This window comes from Ancylobacter polymorphus, from assembly GCF_030813495.1.
Lineage (GTDB): Bacteria > Pseudomonadota > Alphaproteobacteria > Rhizobiales > Xanthobacteraceae > Ancylobacter > Ancylobacter polymorphus.
On sequence record NZ_JAUSUI010000001.1, the window covers coordinates 197,840 to 218,490 of the forward strand.

Genomic DNA, 20,651 nt, shown 5'->3' on the forward strand with positions numbered 1-20,651 from the left:
TCACCTCCGGGCGCCAGGAACCCCCATGTCCACCAGCAAGCCGCCCTTCGATGAGACCGTAGCCGATACTGCTGCCCCCAGCCTGAAGACCATTGAACTCGCGTGCCCGGCCGGCCATGTCCGGGTGGGATGGTTTCCGGGTGCGAGCCGCGAGGCGGTGCTGGAAGCCGTCCGCCTTGCCTCCCGCCTGGAGCCCGGCACTGCCTTCCATGTGGAAACGCCGGACGGGATGGTTGTGGCGTTGGACGACAGCGTTCCCGACGGCGCCCGGCTGACGCTGGTGACCGCCGACGGCGCTGCCATCGAGGCACATGAGGCGGTTCCAGGTCCCAAGCCTTACCCCATCGTCGCAAATCTGCCCGAGTTGCACCATGCCGATGGCCTGGTAGGCGCGATGGCCGATCTCCACGCCCGCTATGGCGACTTCTTCGCCTTCAACGCGCCGGGCGGCCGGGCTTATTTCTGCGCCGATGCCGATATCGTCTCGGAGATGACGGCGGCACCCGATGTGTTCGCCAAGGTGGTGGAAGGGCGTGGCGGTCTCGGCAACCTAGCGGAAAAGAGCGTCGGCAGCGCGCTGTTCACCGCCAGTGACGATGACCCGCTGTGGCACCGCGCACACCGCATTCTCGCCCCGGCCTTCGGCTCTTCAGCGTTGAAGAACTACTATGGCCGCATCGTCGAGGTGGCGGACGACCTCTTGGCCCATCTCGACCGGCTGGGGCCCGACGAGAGCTTCCTTGCAACCGAGCTGATGACCAGGATGACCTTCGAGGCCATCTCCTACGCCGCCTTCAACAAGCGGTACGGTGCCATCGACTCTCCCGACCTGCCGCCTTTTGTCGAGGCGATGAATCTTGTGCTGGCGGATGCGATGCAGGAGCCGAAGCGCCTCCTGCCGGAAATTTTCTACCACGAGGCCCGCCGTCAGCGCGCCGCCGCCGACAAGACCATGCTGGACGATGTGAACGCCATCATCCGCGAGCGGCGCGCACTCATGGACAGTGGCGCGCCCGTGCCCACGGACCTGCTGCAGGTGATGCTCACCACGCCAGACCGGGTGACGGGGTTGAAGCTGCCGGACGACAATATCCGCGGCCAGCTCATCGTTCTGCTCATCGCCGGCCACGAGACCACCAGCGGCATGCTCTCCTATGCGCTGTATTATCTCTGGAAGAATCCGGAAGCGCTCGAAAAGCTGATCGCCGAGGTGGATCAGGTGCTCGGCCGGGACTTTTCCTTTGTCCCGACCTATGAGGATTGCGGCCGGCTCGATTACACCCAGCGCGTGCTGAAGGAGGCGCTGCGGCTGTGCCCGCCAGTGCCCATGTTCCCCCGATATGTCACGCGCGACACGATCGTCGGAAACGGCCGCTACGAGGTGAAGGCCGGCGAGCGCATGTTCGTGTCGCTGACGAACTTGCACACCAATCCGCGCTTCTGGGGGCCGGACGCACACAGCTTCCGCCCTGACCGTTTCCTGCCGGGCGAGGAGAGCAAGCACCATCGCGATGCCTATCATCCCTTCGGCATGGGAGCCCGCTCCTGCATCGGCTTCCAGTTCGCCCTGCTCGAAGCGCGCATGGTGCTCGCCCGCTTCATCCAGCGCTACACGGCCCGCCCACGCGATCCGCATTACGTGCTGCGCCACAAGCAGGCGCTCACCGTGAAGCCGGACCATCTCGAGATGCTGCTGGAACGGCGGCCCGAGGTGAAGGGGCGCTTTCCTGTGCGGACTGAGGCCCTCAAGGGCGCGCCGGTTGCCGAGGCCGTCTCTGGGAGCGGGCGACCGATGAGCGTGCTCTACGGTTCCAACATGGGGGGCTGCCGCGACATCGCCCTCGCGCTCGTGCGTGAGGCTGGCAGCCGGGGCTTTGCCGCGCGCGTGGCGGAGCTCGACGAGCAGGTGGGCCAGCCCTGGCTGACGGACGGGCCGGTGGTCATCGTCACCTCCACCTATAATGGCGCGCCGCCGGACAATGCCGCCGGCTTCGCCCGCTGGCTGGACACCGCCCCCATGGATGCTTGCGCCGGGCTGCGCTTTGCGGTGCTGGGCTGTGGTAACGCCCAGTGGCGCCAGACCTTCCAGAAATTCCCCCGGGCCATCGCCGAGGGGCTCGCGGCGCGCGGCGGCACGCCGCTTCTGGAGCGCGGTACGGCCGATGCGGACAGCGATTTCGAGTCGGCGGTCGAGAGCTGGAGCGCGGGTCTATGGCAGGCGCTCGATGGCGCCGACGTCGGGCGTCCCCAGGACGTGGACGCCGCTGAGACCCCCGCCATCAAGGTGGAGGTGGTGAATTTCGCCGGCGCGGCGGCGGAGGCGGCACCGCGCCGTGGCACGGCACTCGATCAGGCCGCCGTGCGGATCGAGGTGCGGATCAACCGCGAACTGCAGGCGCCGGACGCGCTTGGGTCTACCCGCCATATCGAGCTGTCCCTGCCCGCCGGCATCGCCTATTCCGCCGGCGATCATCTGGGCGTCTTCCCCAGCAATCCGCCGGCACTGGTGGCCGCCGCGCTGGCGCATTGCGGCTTGGCGCCTGAAACGACGGTGCTGCTCTCCGCCATGAAGCCGGAAGCGGAGGGGGAGGGTGGGCTGCCCCTCGGCGTGCCGGTCCGCGTGGGCGAGCTTCTCGCGGAGCATGTTGACCTCGCCGGCCCGGTGACGCGGCGCGAACTGCGGGCCTGGGTGAGGGCGGCCCGCTGCCCGCCCGATCAAGCCCGGATCGCTCAATGGCTCGCGGATTTCCCGACCCTTGCTGCCGGTCGTCCGCGCATGGCGGATCTGCTCGCACAGGTGCCGTCGGTGCAGCTCGATCTGGCCACCTTGCTCAGCCTGCGGCCGACGCTGAAGCCGCGCTACTATTCTATTTCGTCCTCGCCCTTGCTGGCGCCGGAAAGCTGCTCACTTACCGTGGGGGCGCACCGTTTCCGATGCGGCGACGGAACCGAGCATGACGGCCTTTGCAGCACCTATCTCGCGGGCCGCGCCGAGGGAACGACGCTGCGCGTGGTGGTAAAGGATACGGGCAGCACCTTTCATCTGCCGGAGGATCCTTTGGCGCCGCTCATCCTTGTGGGCCCGGGCACCGGCACCGCGCCCCTGCGCGGCTTCATCCAGGAACGGCACGCGCTGAAGGCGAAGGGCGTTGAGGTGGGGCCGGTCCTGTTGTTCTTCGGGTGCCGGAACGAGGGCGATTACCTCTATCGCGAGGAACTGGAGGCGTACCGAGACGAAGGCACGCTGAACCTGCTCGCGGTCGCTTTCTCGCGCCGCGAGGGCACACCCAAGACCTATGTGCAGGATCTGCTGCGGGTCCATTCCGCAACCGTCCAGGAACTGGTCGCGCGCGGGGCCTCCATCCTGATTTGCGGCAATGCCCGCACCATGGCTCCCGATGTCCGCGCGGCCCTGACCGACATTCTCGGCGCCCCGGCCTTGACCGAGTTGGAAACCGCGCACCGCTACCTCCAGGACGTATGGGCCTCCAGCTGATGCTCATCGCATCTGTACGATCGGGCTAGATGTTTGATCCCGGGTTTTGATGGTGCAATCTCGACGCATGAATCGAGGAATGCGCCAAGCGCCAGATTCACCACGGGAGCGCGACGACAGCGGCGGCCCGTCGAGTGACACAGGTCGCCTATGTGACGAAGAACCCGGCCTCAACGGTGCCGACGATCGAGGAGGTGGCGTGATTCGAAGTGCCGTTCCGCAAAGCCTATCTGCGCGCGCTGATCGACGCGGTCGAAGTCGACCGGCACGTCGTGCGCATCCGCGGTCAAGGTCGGTGCTGGAAACGGCCGTGCTCGCCGAGCGCGCCACCCGGCCGGGTGTTCGCGGTTTTGTACGGAAGTGGCGCGCCCTAGGGGAGTCGAACCCCTCTCTCCACCGTGAAAGGGTGGCGTCCTAACCGATAGACGAAGGGCGCGCAGGCGGGTGCCTTATAGGGTGACGCGCGGCGGCGCGCAAGATGGGGGCGGCTGCGTCATCCACAGGCCCGCGCGGGGCCGGAGCCACGCTTGCGGTCCCCGGCCAGCCCGTATCCATCCGACCAGCCGTGGCGGGCCGAGGAGGGAAGGGCCCAGCGGTGCCGGGGCGCGGGCGCCCCGGCTTCCGAATGGGGATTTCTCACCACTTGCCGGTGTTCGGCATCGAGGCCCAGGGTTCCAGCGGCGGCAGCGCCTCGCCCTTCTGCAGCAGCTCGATCGAGATGTTGTCGGGGGAGCGGACAAAGGCCATACGCCCGTCGCGGGGCGGGCGGTTGATGGTCACGCCGCCCTCCTGCAGCTTCTGGCAGGCGGCGTAGATATCGTCGACCTCAAAGGCGAGATGGCCAAAATTGCGCCCTTCGCCATAGGCCTCGGGGTCCCAATTATAGGTCAGCTCGATTTCGGCGACGCCTTCCTGGCCGGGGGCGGCGAGGAAAATCAGCGTGAAGCGCCCCTGCGGCGATTCCTTGCGCCGCACCTCGGTCAGCCCCAGCTTGTTGCAATAGAAATCCAGCGAGGCGTCGATGTCGGTGACGCGCACCATGGTGTGAAGGTACTTCATGAATTCCTCTCGAGGGCTGAAGCCGCGATGTCCACGGATCGGGTGAAGGCAACATATGATGGCGAGCGATGACATCAAGGCGGCGGCCGAGGCGCTCCATGCCGTGCTGGCACAGATGAGGGCCGGCGTGGCCTTCACCGGCGCGGGAATTTCCACCGAATGCGGCATTCCCGATTTCCGCTCGCCCGGCGGGCTGTGGACCCGCAACCGGCCGATCGACTACCAGGATTTTCGCGCCAGCCCGGCGATGCGGGCCGAAGCCTGGCGGCGGCGATTCGCTATGGAAGCCGCCTTTGCCGGCGCCCGGCCGGGGCGTGGCCATCGGGCTCTGGCGCAGCTGCTGGGCGAGGGGCGGCTGCGGGGCATCATCACCCAGAACATTGACGGCCTGCACCAGGCGTCCGGCGTTCCCGAGGCGGATCTGGTCGAACTGCACGGCAACAGCACCTATGCCACCTGCCTCGACTGCGCCACGCGCTATGAGCTCGATTGGGTGCGCGCCCGCTTCGAGGCTGAACGGGAGAGAGCGCCGGACTGCCCCGCCTGCACCGGGCCGATCAAGAGCGCCACCATCTCCTTCGGCCAGCCCATGCCGGCCGAGGCCATGGCGCGGGCGAAGGCGCTGAGCGCGGCCTGCGACGTGTTCCTCGTCCTCGGTTCCTCGCTGGTGGTGTGGCCCGCCGCCGGCTTTCCGGTACAGGCCAAGCGGGCCGGCGCCCGGCTGGTGATCATCAACCGCGAGCCGACCGAACTCGACGATCTCGCCGATCTCGTCATCCGGGCGGACATCGGCGCGGTGTTCGATGCGGCGCTGCACCACTGAGGCGGAATCGCACCGCGAATCGATTTCGGTGTTTTCGTGGCGGCGCCCGGTGCTATGCTTCGGCCTCGGAATCATGGGTTTCGCCGGCTGGGGCGAACGGGGCTTCCTGGAGGTTGGCAGCCGATGGTATCGGACGGGTCTCTGCCGCGCACGGGAACGGATTCGCGCGCCCAGACGGAGGAAAATGCCGGGGCGGGCGAGGGCCAGGAGGGCAAGGTCCTTCTCATCGCTGGCGCCATCAAGTGGTTCGACCTGTCCAAGGGCTATGGCTTCGTCGTTCCCGACGATGGCAGCGGCGACGTGATGCTGCACGTCACCTGCCTGCGGCGCGGCGGCTTCAACACGGCGCAGGAAGGCGCGCGCGTGGTGTGCGAGGTCGTGGCGCGCGAACGCGGCTTCCAGGCGCTGCGTGTGCTCTCCATGGACGAAACCACCGCCGTGCATCACTCGCAGCTGCCGCAGGCGCGCACCCATGTGACGGTGCAGCCGGTCGGCGGTTTCGAGCGCGCCTGGGTGAAATGGTTCAACCGTCTGCGCGGCTTCGGCTTCCTGTCGCGCGGGGAGGGCACCGAGGACATTTTCGTGCATATGGAGACGCTGCGCCGCCACGGGCTCGCCGAACTGCGGCCCGGGCAGATGGTGCTGGTGCGCTTCGGGCCGGGGCCGAAGGGCCTTATGGCTGCCGAAGTGCGGCCCGATGGTGCCGCAACCCCGTCGTCTCACTAGGGAAGGCGCCGCCCGGCGTCGTTTACGCATGACAAGCGCGCGCATGAGCCACGCCTTTGCCCTCGCGGGCCGGTCCTTCCGTGGGCTGGCGCCCGTTCTCGCCCTCGCCGCCCTGCTTCTGGCGAACCTGCTGCCGGCCGGCGCAGCGGCTGAAAAGCTCAACATCCTCACCAAGGCGGGGCCGGTCGCGGTGAATATCGAACTGGCGGTGACGCCGGCCGAGCGGGCCAAAGGCCTGATGTACCGGACCGAACTGGCGCCCGATGCGGGGATGCTGTTCGACTTCGGCGTCGAGCAGCCGATCTATATGTGGATGAAGAACACCTATATCCCGCTCGACATGCTGTTCATCCGCTCCGACGGGCGGATCGCCAGCATCGCCACCGACACGGTGCCGCTGTCCACCGAGACCATCTCTTCCGGCCCGCCGGTGCGGGCGGTGCTTGAATTGCCCGCCGGCACGGTACGCGCCAAGGGAATCGCCGTCGGCGACCGCGTCGAGTACCGGCTGTTCCGCGATCGCTGACCGGGCGGCCGGCAACGCCTCGGAGCGCATTTTTGCGCCCTATCGAATTACCATTTTGTGCTGACGGCTCATATGGTAGCAACCTTTGCGGGCAGGGGTTGTAAATATGGGACTGGCTCGAAGACTCCGAAAATATGTGCGGTCGCGTTTTCCAGGTCTTGGCCGGTTCCGAGGCGCAGCGCGCCAATATCTGAGCGACCTGCGACTGCCCTCGCTCGCGGCCGACCGGCGCGTGTTCGCGCGGGGCATTGCCCGGCAGAACCAAATACTCACCGCCCTCACCGTCGCGGGTCCAGCCTCGGCGCCGACCTATGAGGTGACGCGGCGGCCCGAACTGCCGCCGCTCGCCTGGCTGTGCCGCCGCCAGGGCGGGCGCTTCGCCTTCAGCGTCGGGCCGGGTGTCGAGCTGTTCGACGGTGGCCTGTTCGAGGGCGTGTGGACGGGCCCGTTCGGCGATATCGGCGGGCTGGAACAGGCCTGCCATTTCGGCTCCGGTGCCCTGCTGGGCGCTGTGCCGGTGTTCCTGCCGCCCAAGCACCTTCTGGAAGCGATCTATTTGCTGCGGGACCGGCGCAGCGGGGTGGACCACATCTCCAACTCGCTGTGCTTCTGCCTGGCCGACGCCGGCATCGTGCCCGGCCATCCCTTCTTCGCGGTCGTGGAAGCGGAGGCGGTCGACAACAGCCACGCGCTCACCCGTTTGGGCGCAGCCATGGGGAACCCGGTCATCGCCTCCAGCGACGACGTCGTGCTGCTGCGGCTGGGGCACAATAATTTCACCGTCTCGCCCACCGGCCAGGTCGTCATCACCCAGCGCTACACGGGGCAGCGGTACCGCAGCTTCGACGCCTATCGCCGGATGCTCGGCGATGCCGTCACCGCGCTACGGGAGAACGCGGAATCGCCGTTGCGACGCGTGCCGCTTACCCCGGTTGTCTCGGTCTCGCGCGGCTATGATTCGCCAACCGTGGCGGCGCTCGCAGCGGAAAGGGGCTGCCAGGAGGCGCTGACCATGCGGGTGGAGGTGGCCGGGGGCGACGATTGCGGCACCGACATCGCGCAGGCGCTGGGGATGCGTGTGCGGGAAGTCGGCCACGCCGCCGGGAGCCATATCCCGACGCTGCGCTTCGCCTATGAGGACAAATTGCGGGCGAAGGCGCTGGAGTTCGTCGCCACCACCGGCCATGGCGACGACATCGCCTTTCTGAACTTCGAGCCGCACCTCGCAAACACCATGCTCTTCACCGGCGCATGGGGCGATAGCATCTGGGAAAGGCAGTCGACCGTTCCCTCTGGCCTCCCCGTGCGGACCCTCTTCGGCAAGAGTCTGGGCGAGTTCCGTCTGCGGGTCGGCTTCGCCCATGTTCCCCTGCCATGCATGGGCGCCTTCTACCCGCATTCGATCGCGCGGCTGTCGCGCAGCCGGGCCATGGCTCCCTTTGCCACGGGGATGGAGGGCTATGACCGCCCGATCTGCCGCCGCATCGTGGAATGCGCGGGCGTTGCGGGATCGGCTTTCGGCCAGAAGAAGGTCGCGACGGCGCCGAACCCGCTCAACCGCGCCGCGCTGTGGGCGGAGGCGGTGACGTGCGTGATGAAGCGCTATGGAGTGGCGGTCGAAGATGGCGCGGACGCAAGCGGCATCGACACTGCCACCGCGGCGAAAACGTCACCTCGCTTATAGGGTGGACTGGTCGGGGCAGCAGGATTCGAACCTGCGACCTGAAGTACCCAAAACTTCCGCGCTACCGGGCTGCGCTATGCCCCGACAAGGTTCGTTCCCGACGGACGGGACCCTTCTTTCCAGCCCAGCAGGCCGGGCCGCAGTCAGATGGCACAGAAGGGTCCCGCTCGGCAAGATGGCGCGGGGCGGTTCGCTGCCGGCCCCGCCTCAGCGGGCCGACGCTGCCTTGCGCTTTGCCGGCGCCGGCTTGGCGGCGACGGCCGCACGCTCGCTGGCTTCCTTCGCCAGACGCGCCGCCCGGAGCTGGGCGGTCTTGGCCTCGCGCCGGGCGACTTCCTGCTGGATCGTTTCCATCGCCGCGCGCGAAATAGCCTCGGCCTTGCTTTCCATCCGCGTCATGGCCGGGCGGGCCACCGGTTCATCGGCCGTGGGGAGAGCGGAGGCGGGGAGCGAAGGGCTCATGGTCGTTTCCTTTCAACGTCGAGAGGCGAGGGACGGTACGCGCCGCTAATCGGCGGCCGGCGCCGGGGCGGCGGGCGCGCGGGCGGGGGTCTGCCGGGTCGAGGGTTTCTTCTTCGGCGCGGCGATCAACCCCTCGCGCACGGCCTGCTTGCGCGCCACCTTGCGGGCCCGGCGAACGGCTTCACCCGCCTCGCGGTTGCGGCGCTCGGAGGGCTTCTCATAAGCGCGGCGCGCCCGCATCTCGCGGAAAATACCCTCGCGCTGCATCTTGCGCTTCAGAACCTTCAAAGCCTGGTCGACATTGTTATCGCGTACGAGAACCTGCAAATCCTGTCCAATCCTATGGTCTGCTCGAATGGTAAAAATCGTCGCCGTAAACGACGACGCCCTGCCTATATAGGACGACGGACAGCAAAAGTCAGGGCCGTCTACGTTTTTGACGGCACGCAAGGCCCGCGCAGCACGCGAGGCGACGGTGCCGACAGGAGACGGAATGCTCTGTGGAGGATGTCGAAGTGCTGTCCGGGCGTTGGCGAATGCTATGCGATGGCGAGGTCTCGACATCGCGCCGCGGGCTTGTCCGCCGCGTACCGTACCGCAAGGCTGGCGGCAGATGGGGGAACCCGGCGGGCGGCCATTGCCAGAACGTTTGGAGCGCCTTAATCAGGGCGGGCAAGCCGCGGGCCCGCCACGAGCCGGAACGGCGGAGCGGCGGTCGCGGCAAGGGAGCGAGGGAAATGGTCGCACGCATCTACAAGCCGACCCGGACCGCCATGCAGTCCGGCAACGCCCGGACGAAGCTCTGGGTGCTCGACTATGAGCCGGAACAGCCCCGTCTGGTGGAGCCGCTGATGGGCTATACCAGCTCCGGCGACATGAAGAGCCAGGTACGCCTTCGCTTCGACACCAAGGAAGAGGCGGTCGCCTATGCCGAGCGCCACGGCATCGCCTATCAGCTGCACGAGCCGCAGGAGCCGGCGCGCCGCCGCATGGCCTATTCCGACAATTTCAGCTTCCGCCGCATCGGCCAGTGGACCCACTGACCACGAAGCCGGCGGGGGCGCGTGGGCCGCGTAGCTCAGCTGGATAGAGCAGCCGCCTTCTAAGCGGCAGGTCGCTGGTTCGAGCCCAGCCGCGGTCGCCATCTACGCAGCGCGCGTTGTCCCGGCGGCGCGCCTCTCCCGAGTTGCCCATGCCCCGGCTTCTTCGACTTTATCTCGCCGGACCGGATGTGTTCCGCCCGGATGCCGCCGCACAAGGGGAGCGGCTGCGGACGCTCTGCGCCGCTGCCGGTGCCGAGGGCCTCTTTCCCCTGCACGGCGAAGGCGTCGACATTCGCCGCGCCTGCCTGGACATGCTGGACGCGGCGGATGCCGTGATCGCCAACATCACCCCGTTTCGCGGCACGCATATGGACCCGGGCACGGCGTTCGAGATCGGCTATGCCGAGGCGCGCGGCACGCCGGTGTTCTTCTGGTCCGCCGATCCGCGCCCGCTGAAGGAGCGCCACCCGTCCGGCGCCGATGGGCGGGACGGGGAGGGGTATCTGGTCGAGGACTGGGGCAAGACGGAAAACCTGATGATCGTGCCCGATGGCCGCGTCGTCGGCGCCAGCGCTGAAGAGGCCATCGCCGAGGCGGTGGCGGCGCTCGGCTTCACCGTGCGCAACCGCGATCTGCAGCGACGCACGCGCCGTTCCGTGGCGGTCGCCCTCGCCGTCAGCCTGGCCGCCGCCCTGCTGGCCGGGATGATCGCCAACCGTTTGATCGGGTGGTAGCACGCGCCGGATGGCAGGCATTCGTCTTCGGTTGTCTTGGGCGTTTGCCCCGCGCGCAAAGTCGTGAACGGAACCTTTTTCGCCACATCGCCGTTGTCAGCCCGAACGGATCGGACTTCACGTTCCGATCCAGAAGCAAAAGCCTGCAGACGACGGAGATGACATCATGCGCAAGCTGCTTCTTGCCTCTGCTACTCTGGGCATTCTCGCCGCCGGCGCCGCCGGCACAGCTTTCGCCGACCCGAACTATCGTGGCCACGTCTATGAAGGCCGCAACGCCTATGTGGGCGAGCGCTATTATGGCGAGCCGGTCTACAACGCGCCGGTGCGCGCGCCGCTCGGCCCGTCCTATGGCTACGAGCCCTCTTATGCCGACCCGTGGTACATGCGCGGCGATCAGGCCATCATCAATCAGGAGCGGGTGAACGAGCGCAGCGAGCGCTGAGCCCCCCTATCCAAATCGACGGAACGGGCGAGCCTTGGGCTCGCCCGTTTTCGTTTGTAAGCCGGTGCGGCTTGACGGGCGGTGTCGCGGCTTTCTTCAATGGCGGCGGGCCACCTGCGCCTTTCGGAGACCAGCATGACCAAACACGCCGCCACCCCCCCGGAACTCCTCTCGCATGAGGAACGGCTCGACCGGCTGGGCGCCGTCGCCGTCCATGTCGGGCTTGGCCTGCAGCCGGGGCAGGAGCTGGTGATGACCGCCTCGCTCGACGCGCTGCCGCTGGTGCGCCGAATCACCGAGCACGCCTACAAGGCCGGCGCCAGCCTCGTCACCACGCTGTTCAGCGACGAGGAGGCCACGCTGATGCGTTTCCGCAACGCACGGGACGACAGTTTCGATGCCGCCTCGGCCTGGCTCTATGAGGGCATGGCGAAGGCCTTCGGCGCGGGCGCGGCGCGGCTCGCCATTTCCGGCGAGAACCCCTCGCTGCTGGCCAATGAAGACCCGGACAAGGTGTCCCGCGCCAACCGCGCGCGGTCGAAGGCCTATATGCCGGCGCTCTCCCATATCGCCAATTTCGACATCAACTGGACCATCGTCTCCTATGCCTCGCCGGCTTGGGCCAAGGCGATGTTTCCCGACGACCCCGAAGACATCGCTGTGGCGAAGCTCTGGCACGCCATTTTCGCCGCCTCGCGCGTCGATGCGCCCGACCCGGTGGCGGCCTGGGCGGCGCATAACGCAGAACTGCAGGCGCGCACCGCGCGGCTCAACGGCCAGCGCTACGCCGCCCTGCGCTTCCGGGGGCCCGGCACCGATCTCACCGTCGGCCTGGCCGATGAGCATGAATGGGCGGGCGGCGCCTCGCAGGCGAAGAACGGCATCGTCTGCAACGCCAACATCCCGACCGAGGAGGTGTTCACCACGCCGCACAAGGACCGGGTGGACGGCATCGTCGCCAGCACCAAGCCGCTGTCCTATCAGGGCACGCTGATCCAGGATATCGCCGTGCGCTTCGAGGGCGGGCGGATCGTCGAGGCCCGCGCCCGTACCGGCGCCGACGTGCTGAACAAGGTGCTCGACACGGACGAGGGCGCCCGTCGGCTGGGCGAAGTGGCGCTGGTGCCCCATTCCTCGCCGATCTCCAAGAGCGGCCTGCTGTTCTACAACACGCTGTATGACGAGAATGCCGCCAGCCACATCGCGCTCGGCCAGTCCTATTCCAAGTGCTTCATCAACGGCGCCAATCTGACGCCCGACGAGCTTGCGGCGCGCGGCGCCAATGCGAGCCTCATCCATATCGACTGGATGATTGGCTCTGGCGAGGTCGAAGTCGACGGCATCACCGCGACCGGCGCCGCCGAGCCGGTGATGCGCGCGGGCGAGTGGGTGTAGGAAGACACCGGCAGGAGGGAGCCGCTTCCTGATGTCGTGGAACTATGGTCAAGTCCCCCGGCCTGGTGGCCGGCCGATTCCGGCTGCCGGACGGGGGAGACTATGATGTGTCGTTGGCGCGCCTGGTGGAAAGGGCTTCCCGCCCTTGCCGTGCTGGTGGCGCTCGCCGTTACGTTTGCGCGGGCGCCAGTGGAGGAGGACCTGACGGAGCGGGCGGAGACGCTGCTCGCGGTCATTGGCGAATCCTGGGCCCATGCGCGGTTCGAGGGCCGCAACGCGCTGCTTGAAGGAGAAGCCCTCTCCGAGGACGCGCGGATCAAGGTCCGCTATGAGCTTGCCCGTCTGTCGGGCGTGCGCGTGGTGGAGGATCGCACGACGCTGCTGCCGGAGCGCCGACCCTTCACCTTCAGCGCCATACGCGACGGCAACAAGCTGCATCTGGAAGGCTATGTGCCATCCTCCTATGCCCGCCGGCGCATTGCCGAGGCGGCTGCCGCCATGGCGCCGGGCGTGATGGTGACGGGCGAGAAGGAACTGGTGAGGGCGCGCGGCGTTCCGGCCGGCGATTTCATCGGCGCCGTCGCTTTCGGCATCGAGCAGCTCGCCAAGATGCCGGCGGGCCGCATCACCCTTTCCGACAATGCGTTTTCCATTGAGGGGCGCGCGCCGGACTTCGCCAGCTATGACGCGCTGGAAGTGACCGTGCGCAGCGAGTTGCCGAAGGATTTCGAGCTGGCGCGCTTTGCGGTGCTGCCACCCATCGTCTCGCCTTTCATCTGGTCGGCGGCGCGCGAGCGCGACGGCGACGTGACGCTGTCCGGCTACATTCCGCTCGGCGATGCCAGGCGCGCGCTGCTCGACCTCGTGCGCGGCGCCATGCCGGGCGCGGCGATTTCCGACCGGTTGCGCCTCGCGGATGGCGCGCCCCCGACCGAGGGCTGGCTCAAAGCCGCCGCCTTCGCCCTTGCCCAGTTGGGGCGATTGCCAAATGGCACGGTGACGCTCTCCGGCACCACCATCGCCATCGAGGGCACGGCGCCGGACTTCGCCGCTTATGACGCCATGTCAGCGGCGCGGCGCAACCTACCCGAAGGCTATACGCTCACCCGCTTCGCGGTTGAGCCGCCGCGCGTCGATCCCTTCATATGGGGCGTGCAGCGCACGGCCAACGGCCTGCGCCTGACCGGCTTCGCGCCGTCCGAGGAAGCCAAGCGGCTGGTGTTCGACGCGGTCCGCGGGAATTTCCCCGGCGTGCCCGTGAGCGACGAGATGCGCATCGCCATGGGCGGTCCGCCCGGCGAGGCCTGGGTGGCGGCAACCAGCTTCGGCGTCGACCAGTTGTCGCGGTTGCGGCAGGGCTCGGTGCGCGGCAATGGCACGACGCTCGCCATTTCCGGCGAGGCGCTGGACGCGGCGGCGTTCCTCACGGTGCGGGCGGCGCTGGAACAGTCGCCCCCCCGCGGCTTCACCCTGCGCAGTGACGTCCGTCCGCCCGTCGTCTCGCCCTATGTGTTCAGCCTGCGCAAGGACGCGGACGGGCTGACCCTGTCGGGCTTCTTCCCGTCACCCACCGAGCATGAGCGCCTGGTGGAGGCGGCCAAGAGCCAGTTCCTCGGAGACCGGCTGAACGACGTGTCGGCGATCGCCCAGGGCGCGCCGCAGGGCTTCACGGCGGCAGTGATGACGGCGATGCGCCAGCTTTCGCGGCTCGACAGCGGCGAGGTGCGCTTCGACGACACCCAGCTGAAGGTGACGGGCACAGTGCTCTACCCCGAGGCGGTCGCCTCGGTCCGCGCCAATCTGGCGGCGGGGCTGCCCTCCGGATTCACGCTGGATGTCGCGCTCAGTGTCGCGCCGCCGGCGCCGCCGCTGGACGCGGCCGCGTGCCAGAGCCTGATCACCCATCTGATGGAAAAGGGCAGCATCACCTTCTCCGCCAGCGATGCCGCCATCGAGCCGTCGAGCTTCGGCCTGCTCGACCGGCTCGCGGCGGCGGCGGCGCGCTGCCCGGAGGCGCTGATCGAGATTTCCATCCGCCAGCCCGGCACGGATGCGGCGACGGCGACCGCGCGGGCGCAGTCTCTGGTTCAGTATCTCGCCGCCGCCGGCATCGCCCCGGACCGGCTGATCACCGGCGAGCGGCCCTCGCTCGCGGTCCAAAGCCCGGATGCGGCCGCCCCTCCCGCTGCGGCCGGCGTGCAGCTGATCGTGAGGTGAGCCATGCTGTTTCTGGCGCTTGAACTCTGGCCCTATCTCGCCGCTGCCCTCGCGCTCGGCCTTGTCACCGGCTGGTGGAGCGGCTGCACCCCCGCGCGCCGACGCCCCGGCGCGGCAAAAGCCGGAAAGGACGCAGCATGACGCCCTTCGCCATCGACGTGACGGTGCTGATGGTCGCGACCTATCTGGTCGGCTGTGTCGGCGGCTGCTGGCTGCGCCGCCTGCTGCGCGGGCGCGGGCCGGCCTGAGGCCGGCGCCGCACCTCGATCAGAGCCGCGAGCCGCGCAGATCCGCCTCGATCTGCAGCGGGGCGCGTGAGCCGAAGCGCGACTTGTAGACCTGCGCATTCTCCATCACCCGCTGCACATAGTTGCGGGTCTCGGAGAAGGGGATGCGTTCCACCCAGTCGATCGGGTCGACCGAGGGGTCGCGCGGGTCGCCATAGGCGGCGATCCACTTTGCCACATTGCCGCGCCCGGCATTATAGGCGGCGAAGGTCAGCACATAATTGTTCTGGTAGTTGTCGAGCAGGCTGCGCAGCTCGGCCGCGCCGAACTGCACATTCACCGCCGGCACGGCGAGCCGCTTGGGGTCGAGCTTAGTGCCGGTGCGCCGGGCGATGGTGGCGCCGGTGGCCGGCATCACCTGCATCAGCCCGGTGGCGCCGGCGCTCGACCGGGCGGAGGGATTGAACATGCTCTCCTGCCGGGCAATGGCGTAGACCAGCGAACGGTCGACATCCTCGGTGATCGGCCGGTACTCGGGAATGCCGAAGGTGGGATAGGCTTCCGCCTCCAGCGGAATGCCGCGATTGAGCGCCACCTTGCCGATCATCGTCACGGCGCGGGCGTCGCCCTGCTGCTTGGCGAGCTCCGCCAGCAGGCCGAGCTGCGCGGCATCCGGCAGACGCTCGGCGAGGTCATAGCCGAGGGCGATGGAGAGGTTCGATTTGTCGAGCTTCTCCAGCAGGCGGAAAATCATCACGCCTTCGTCGCGGTTGAAGGCGTTGCGCTGCGCGGCATTGGCGGCGGGGGCCGATTCCACCTTCACCTTGCTGTTGCCGAGCCGCGCCGCCGCCAGCTGGCCGTAATAGGCGGTGCCGTACTGTGCCGCGGTCGCGTATTGCGAGCGGGCATTGGCGGTGGAGCCCAGCGCCTCATAGGCACGGCCCTGCCAGTAATAGCCGCGCGACACCGTCGCCGGGTGAGTCTGGTTCTCCGGCACCTTGGCGAAATGCGCCAGCGCCGCCTTGGGGTCGTTAAGATAGCGCAGCGCCAGCCAGCCGGCGGTAAAATGCGCGTCGGCCCGCATATGCTCGTCTTCGGGCACGGCGGCGTCACGCGCCACCTTGTAGGCGGTGCGGGCATCGCCCTTGTCGAGCAGGCCGCGCGCCACGAGCCGGCGCTCCACCCACCATTCGTCGGGATCGACCAGCAGGCCGGGGTCCTTCGGTGCGCTCGACAGGGTGCGGGCGGCGGCGGCATGGTCGCCATTGCGCCGCTGCATCTTGGCGAGGGTGTAGAGATAGGCCGGGTCGGAGCGCAGCGACGCCGGCACGGCGGCGAGCAGCTTCGCCACATCGCCCTTGCCGGTGGAGAGCGCGATGCGCGCCCGTGCCAGCGCCGTCACATCGTCGCCGGCCCGCTGGGCGGCGCGCAGGCCGCGCTCGCTGTCGTCGGCATAGAGCAGCTTGTCGGCGCGGTATTTATGGTCGGTGCGGGTCAGGAGGCCGCCGAATTCCACCATGACGGTCGATTCGGTGTCGGAGGCGAGCGGGTCCTCCTGCCAGGCATTGCGCAGCCAGGCCGCGCCGGCCTTCTGGTCGCCGGCGGCGAACAAAGCGCGGGCGAGCGCCACCTTGCCCTCGCCGGAATAGGGCGCCTGCTCGGCGAAGAAATTGAGGATCGTCTGCGGATCCTTGTTCTCGACATAGAGCAGATATTCGAGCCGGCGGCGCAGCACGATCGGTGTCGGCAAGGTGGGGTGGGCGCGCAGAATGGCGACGGCGCGGTCATAGCCGACATCGCGCGCGGTGACGCGCAGTGCCAGCCAGCGCACCAGCGCCTGCGCGCCGGGATCGCGCATCTGATCGGCGATGGCGAGCGCCTGCGCGCTCTGGCCCTTGTCGATGAAGTCGGTCGCGGTCTTGAGGTCGCCGGTGGCACCGGCAAGGGATGAACTCGCCGCACCCGCCGCCATCGCCATGCCGCCAGCTGCGGAGGCGGCCGTCACCTTCGGGGAGACGTTGATTTTCGGCTTGGCGGTCGGCTTCGGCGCGGGCTTCTTCGCCGCCGTCTTCTGGTCCTTGGCGCTGGAGGGTTTCGGCGCCGGTGTCGGCGTGGTCGCCTGGGCCAATGTCGGCAGGAAGGCCGCCGAGCCGAGAAGCAGCGCGGTTGCAAGAGTCAGGGCGCCGCGCGGCCGGCGGCGCGTCCCGTTCGCGGAACGCGGCGAAAGCGGATGATCGTTCGCGCACTCGTTCATGACGGCGGACTCTCCTGACAGACGGAACAGGCCCCGCGCGGGCCGTTTCCGGTCGGCTGGGCTGCCTCAGTTGTCGCGCGATCTTATTGACGAAACGCTAACCACAACTGCCGCGCCATGTCGCCCGCTCCGCAGCCCATGCGGCAATCTAGCCGCGCAACCGGGCAAAACGGGGGCAGGGCGCCCCGCCCGGCAGGGTTTGCCGGGCTTTGCCACGCGAAGCGCCAACAATGCCCTTCCTTCGGCCGCGCCGACGCGATATCTGATGCGCCCTCGCCGCATCGTGCCAAGGGCATGCTGCGCGACAAGAACGATCGAGCTTCAGGAGCGCTCCATGTCCCACCCGCTGCCCTTCCGTGGATCCTTTACGGCGCTTGTCACGCCGTTCCGCGACGGCGCCGTGGACGAGAAAGCGTTTCGCGACCTCGTCGACTGGCAGATCGAGGAAGGCATCCACGGCCTTGTGCCCGTCGGCACGACCGGCGAGAGCCCGACCGTCTCCCATGACGAGCACAAGTCCGTGGTGGAATGGACCGTCGCCCAGGCGGCGGGCCGGGTGCCGGTGATTGCCGGTGCCGGCTCCAACAACACCATCGAGGCGATCGACCTCGCCCGCCACGCCGAGAAGGCCGGGGCGGACGCGGTGCTGGTGGTGACGCCCTATTACAACAAGCCCGGCCAGGAAGGCCTGTATCAGCACTACAAGGCCATCAACGACGCCGTCGGCCTGCCGATCTACATCTACAACATCCCCGGCCGGTCGGTGGTCGACATGTCGGTGGAAACGATGGCGCGGCTGGCCGAGCTGAAGAACATTGTCGGCGTGAAGGACGCGACGGCCAATCTCGCCCGCGTCAGCCAGCAGCGTCAGGCGATCGGCCCCGGCTTCAACCAACTCTCGGGCGAAGACGCCACGGCGCTCGCCTTCATGGCGCATGGCGGCGATGGCTGCATCTCGGTGGCGTCCAACGTCGCCCCCAAGCTCTGCGCCCAGCTGATCGAGGCGTGCATCGCCGGCGACTACACCAAGGCGCTGGAGCTGCAGGACCGGCTGTTCCCCCTGTTCCAGGCGCTGTTCGTTGAAACCAACCCGAGCCCCACCAAATATGCGCTGAGCGTTCTCGGCAAAATCGTCGATGAGGCGCGCCTGCCCATGGTGCCGGTCACCGAGAAGACCAAGGAAACCGTGCTCGCGGCCATGCGCCACGCCGGAATCCTCAACTGACGTCAGATCGGGGCGCGCGCTCCGGTTCGGAGCAAAGCGATGGCTGAGAAGAAAACAGAACAACGCAAGGTCGTCGCCGACAACCGGCGGGCGCGTTTCGATTATGAGATCGGCGAGGTGTTCGAGGCCGGCATCGCGCTGTCGGGCACCGAGGTGAAGAGTTTGCGCGGCGGTCGCGCCACGGTGGCGGAGAGCTATGTCTCCGCCAAGACCGGCGAGGCGATCATCTACAATACCTTCATCCCGGAATATCTGCAGGCGAACCGCTTCAACCACGAGCCGCGCCGCCCGCGCAAATTGCTGCTGCACAAGCGCCAGATCGCCAAGATCTGGCAGGCGGTGGAGCGCGAGGGCATGACCGTGGTGCCGCTGCGCATCTATTTCAACGAGCAGGGCCGGGCCAAGGTGGAGATCGCCATCGCCCGCGGCCGCAAGGCGCATGACAAGCGCGAGGCGCTGAAGGCGAAGGACTGGGCCCGCGACAAGCAGCGCCTGCTGCGCGACCGGGGGTAGGCGCGCGCTGGCTCAGAAAGAAAAGAAAAGCCCGGCACTTGGCCGGGCTTTTTGATTCTGTCTGTCGGGTCGCTCAGTCCTTGGCGCGCTCGACATAGGAGCCGTCGGAGGTCATGACGACGATGCGGGTGCCGACCCCGATATGCGGCGGTACGGCCGAGCGCACGCCATTGGAAAGGATCGCCGGCTTGTAGGAAGAGGAGGCGGTCTGCCCCTTCACGACAGGCTCGGTCTCGGTGACTTCGAGCACGACGCGCTGCGGCAGTTCGATGGCGATGCCGACACCCTCGTGCATCTTCAGCATGACCTGCATGCTTTCCTGGAGATAGGCGGCCTGGTCGCCTACCACGTCCGGGTGGACCGCCACCTGGTCGTAATTCTCCGGGTTCATGAAGTGATAGCCCTCGCCATCCGAATAAAGGAAGGTGAAGGGGCGATCCTCGACATGGGCGCGTTCCACCTGCTCGGTGGTGCGGTAGCGCTCGGAGATCTTCACGCCATCGGAAATGCGGCGCATGTCGAGCTGGGTCACCGGAGTGCCCTTGCCGGGATGGATGTTGTCGGCGGTGAGCACGACATAGAGCTTGCCGTCGATGTCGACCACGTTGCCCTTGCGCAGCGTGCTGGCGATGACCTTGACCATTGCGGTCCTCTGGCTGTTGGGTGCGCCGCCTCGCGCGGGGCACCGCTGGGATTCTGTCGGGGCCTCCTATACAAGCGCGTCCGTCTTCCGCCAACCCCGCCCGCAGACGCATCTGCGCGCCGGAGAACGCCATGTCGATTACCGCCTCGCCCTGGTGGTCGCCCGCACGCCATGCCGACCGGCGGCCCTTCCTGATCGCCCGCCAGCGGCTGCAGGCGGCCCTGCGCGACTTTTTCGCCGGGCAGGATTTCATGGAGGTGGAAACGCCGATCCTGCAGGTGTCGCCGGGGAATGAGACGCATCTCAAGGCCTTCACCACTGCGCTGGAGCGGCCGGATGGGGAGCGCACGCCGCGCTATCTCCACACCTCGCCGGAATTCACCGCCAAAAAGCTGCTGGCGGCGGGCGAGGCGCGGCTGTTCACCTTCGCCCGCGTCTTCCGCAATGGCGAGCGCACGGCGCTGCATCATCCCGAATTCACAATGCTGGAATGGTACCGGGCCCGGGAGACCTATGAGGCGCTGATGGCCGATTGCGCCGCGCTGCTGGCCCTGGCGGCGGAGACCGCCGGCACGGAGAGTTTTCAGTATGGCGGCCTGGCCTGCGAGGTCACGAAGGAGCCTGAACGGTTGACGGTCGCGCAGGCGTTCGACCGCTTCGCCGGCATCGACCTCATGGGAACGGTGGGCGTGGAAGCGAATGACCGCGATGCGCTCTGGCACGCGGTGCGCGACGCGGGAATCCGCGTGGCGGCGGATGACACATGGGCGGATGTGTTCACCCGCGTCATGGTCGAAAAGATCGAGCCGCATCTCGGTGTCGGCCGGCCGACCATATTGTGCGAATACCCGATTTCGGAAGCCGCGCTGGCCCGGCCGAAGCCGACCGACCCACGCGTGGCGGAGCGCTTCGAGCTGTATGTCTCGGCGGTCGAAGTCGCCAACGCCTTCGGCGAACTCACGGATGCCGGCGAACAGCGGCGCCGTTTCACCGCCTGGATGGATGAGAAGGAGCGGCTTTACGGCGAGCGCTACCCGATCGACGAGGATTTCCTCGCCGCTCTGGCGCAGATGCCGGAAGCCTCGGGTATCGCGCTCGGCTTCGACCGGCTGGCGATGCTGGCCTCGGGCGCAAGGCGGGTCGAGGATGTGCTGTGGGCGCCGGTCGCGCCGTGACGGC

Annotated in this window: 19 protein-coding genes and 3 tRNA genes; 15 read left to right on the forward strand and 7 right to left on the reverse strand. The window is 67.9% G+C overall.

The genetic code is table 11. From position 1 onward, the window contains the following. Nucleotides 1-25: 25 nt before the first annotated feature. On the forward strand, nucleotides 26-3,496 hold the full coding sequence (locus tag J2S75_RS01090) for a bifunctional cytochrome P450/NADPH--P450 reductase (RefSeq protein WP_307017389.1): 3,471 nt from the start codon (nucleotides 26-28) through the stop codon (nucleotides 3,494-3,496). Between the two features lie 361 nt (nucleotides 3,497-3,857). On the opposite strand, the gene J2S75_RS01095 is transcribed toward J2S75_RS01090, so the two are convergent. Together J2S75_RS01095 and J2S75_RS01100 are read right to left on the reverse strand one after the other, a co-directional pair. After that, nucleotides 3,858-3,932, reverse strand: a tRNA-Glu gene (locus J2S75_RS01095). 200 nt (nucleotides 3,933-4,132) lie between these two features. Continuing rightward, entirely contained in the window at nucleotides 4,133-4,555 is a 423-nt protein-coding gene (locus J2S75_RS01100; protein WP_307017391.1) for a VOC family protein, read from the reverse strand. A 55-nt stretch (nucleotides 4,556-4,610) separates the two neighbouring features. On the opposite strand from J2S75_RS01100, the gene J2S75_RS01105 reads away from it, so the two are divergent. The 4 genes from J2S75_RS01105 (at nucleotide 4,611) to J2S75_RS01120 (ending at nucleotide 8,314) form a co-directional block, all read left to right on the forward strand. Next, the gene (locus J2S75_RS01105; RefSeq protein WP_307017393.1) at nucleotides 4,611-5,378 is read left to right on the forward strand and encodes an SIR2 family NAD-dependent protein deacylase; all 768 of its coding nucleotides are present in this window, start codon (nucleotides 4,611-4,613) and stop codon (nucleotides 5,376-5,378) included. 123 nt (nucleotides 5,379-5,501) lie between these two features. Then, a complete protein-coding gene (locus tag J2S75_RS01110) occupies nucleotides 5,502-6,104 on the forward strand; it encodes a cold-shock protein (protein WP_307017395.1) in 603 nt (200 codons plus the stop codon). Nucleotides 6,105-6,147: 43 nt separating this feature from the next. Then, nucleotides 6,148-6,630, forward strand: a complete 483-nt coding sequence (locus J2S75_RS01115; protein ID WP_307017397.1) for a DUF192 domain-containing protein — start codon at nucleotides 6,148-6,150, stop codon at nucleotides 6,628-6,630. Nucleotides 6,631-6,862: 232 nt separating this feature from the next. Beyond that, complete coding sequence (locus J2S75_RS01120) at nucleotides 6,863-8,314, forward strand: hypothetical protein (RefSeq protein ID WP_307017399.1); 1,452 nt, start codon at nucleotides 6,863-6,865, stop codon at nucleotides 8,312-8,314. 7 nt (nucleotides 8,315-8,321) lie between these two features. On the opposite strand, the gene J2S75_RS01125 is transcribed toward J2S75_RS01120, so the two are convergent. From J2S75_RS01125 to rpsU, 3 genes are all read right to left on the reverse strand, one after another. Beyond that, nucleotides 8,322-8,398 (reverse strand) — tRNA-Pro (locus J2S75_RS01125). 123 nt (nucleotides 8,399-8,521) lie between these two features. After that, entirely contained in the window at nucleotides 8,522-8,776 is a 255-nt protein-coding gene (locus J2S75_RS01130; protein WP_307017401.1) for a hypothetical protein, read from the reverse strand. Between the two features lie 45 nt (nucleotides 8,777-8,821). Next, nucleotides 8,822-9,103 carry a 30S ribosomal protein S21 gene (rpsU, locus tag J2S75_RS01135; protein WP_307017403.1) on the reverse strand — a complete coding sequence of 94 codons (282 nt, stop codon included), beginning with the start codon at nucleotides 9,101-9,103 and terminating at the stop codon, nucleotides 8,822-8,824. 410 nt (nucleotides 9,104-9,513) lie between these two features. Here rpsU and J2S75_RS01140 point away from each other — a divergent pair, with 410 nt between their 5' ends. The 7 genes from J2S75_RS01140 (at nucleotide 9,514) to J2S75_RS01170 (ending at nucleotide 14,751) form a co-directional block, all read left to right on the forward strand. Further along, entirely contained in the window at nucleotides 9,514-9,819 is a 306-nt protein-coding gene (locus J2S75_RS01140; protein WP_307017404.1) for an ETC complex I subunit, read from the forward strand. 24 nt (nucleotides 9,820-9,843) lie between these two features. Then, nucleotides 9,844-9,920 (forward strand) — tRNA-Arg (locus J2S75_RS01145). Nucleotides 9,921-9,968: 48 nt separating this feature from the next. Then, a complete protein-coding gene (locus J2S75_RS01150) occupies nucleotides 9,969-10,553 on the forward strand; it encodes a nucleoside 2-deoxyribosyltransferase (protein ID WP_307017407.1) in 585 nt (194 codons plus the stop codon). A 166-nt stretch (nucleotides 10,554-10,719) separates the two neighbouring features. Further along, the gene (locus J2S75_RS01155; protein ID WP_244376731.1) at nucleotides 10,720-10,998 is read left to right on the forward strand and encodes a hypothetical protein; all 279 of its coding nucleotides are present in this window, start codon (nucleotides 10,720-10,722) and stop codon (nucleotides 10,996-10,998) included. Nucleotides 10,999-11,133: 135 nt separating this feature from the next. Then, nucleotides 11,134-12,393: an aminopeptidase gene (locus J2S75_RS01160; RefSeq protein ID WP_307017410.1), complete on the forward strand. Its 1,260-nt coding sequence runs from the start codon at nucleotides 11,134-11,136 to the stop codon at nucleotides 12,391-12,393. Between the two features lie 102 nt (nucleotides 12,394-12,495). Next, nucleotides 12,496-14,610 carry a flagellar motor protein MotB gene (locus J2S75_RS01165; protein ID WP_307017411.1) on the forward strand — a complete coding sequence of 705 codons (2,115 nt, stop codon included), beginning with the start codon at nucleotides 12,496-12,498 and terminating at the stop codon, nucleotides 14,608-14,610. A 3-nt stretch (nucleotides 14,611-14,613) separates the two neighbouring features. Next, nucleotides 14,614-14,751: a hypothetical protein gene (locus tag J2S75_RS01170; protein WP_307017414.1), complete on the forward strand. Its 138-nt coding sequence runs from the start codon at nucleotides 14,614-14,616 to the stop codon at nucleotides 14,749-14,751. A 126-nt stretch (nucleotides 14,752-14,877) separates the two neighbouring features. Here J2S75_RS01170 and J2S75_RS01175 read toward each other — a convergent pair whose 3' ends face one another. Next, nucleotides 14,878-17,091: a transglycosylase SLT domain-containing protein gene (locus J2S75_RS01175; RefSeq protein ID WP_307017416.1), complete on the reverse strand. Its 2,214-nt coding sequence runs from the start codon at nucleotides 17,089-17,091 to the stop codon at nucleotides 14,878-14,880. A 334-nt stretch (nucleotides 17,092-17,425) separates the two neighbouring features. Here J2S75_RS01175 and dapA point away from each other — a divergent pair, with 334 nt between their 5' ends. Then, nucleotides 17,426-18,316 (forward strand): 4-hydroxy-tetrahydrodipicolinate synthase, encoded by an 891-nt coding sequence (gene dapA, locus J2S75_RS01180; protein WP_307017418.1) that lies wholly within the window; start codon nucleotides 17,426-17,428, stop codon nucleotides 18,314-18,316. 39 nt (nucleotides 18,317-18,355) lie between these two features. Continuing rightward, complete coding sequence (smpB, locus tag J2S75_RS01185; protein WP_244376725.1) at nucleotides 18,356-18,829, forward strand: SsrA-binding protein SmpB; 474 nt, start codon at nucleotides 18,356-18,358, stop codon at nucleotides 18,827-18,829. A 73-nt stretch (nucleotides 18,830-18,902) separates the two neighbouring features. Here the strand turns inward: smpB and efp are convergent, their stop codons facing one another. Further along, a complete protein-coding gene (gene efp / locus J2S75_RS01190; protein WP_244376724.1) occupies nucleotides 18,903-19,472 on the reverse strand; it encodes an elongation factor P in 570 nt (189 codons plus the stop codon). Between the two features lie 131 nt (nucleotides 19,473-19,603). On the opposite strand from efp, the gene epmA reads away from it, so the two are divergent. Then, complete coding sequence (gene epmA / locus J2S75_RS01195; RefSeq protein WP_307017422.1) at nucleotides 19,604-20,647, forward strand: EF-P lysine aminoacylase EpmA; 1,044 nt, start codon at nucleotides 19,604-19,606, stop codon at nucleotides 20,645-20,647. The last annotated feature ends 4 nt before the right edge of the window (nucleotides 20,648-20,651 follow it).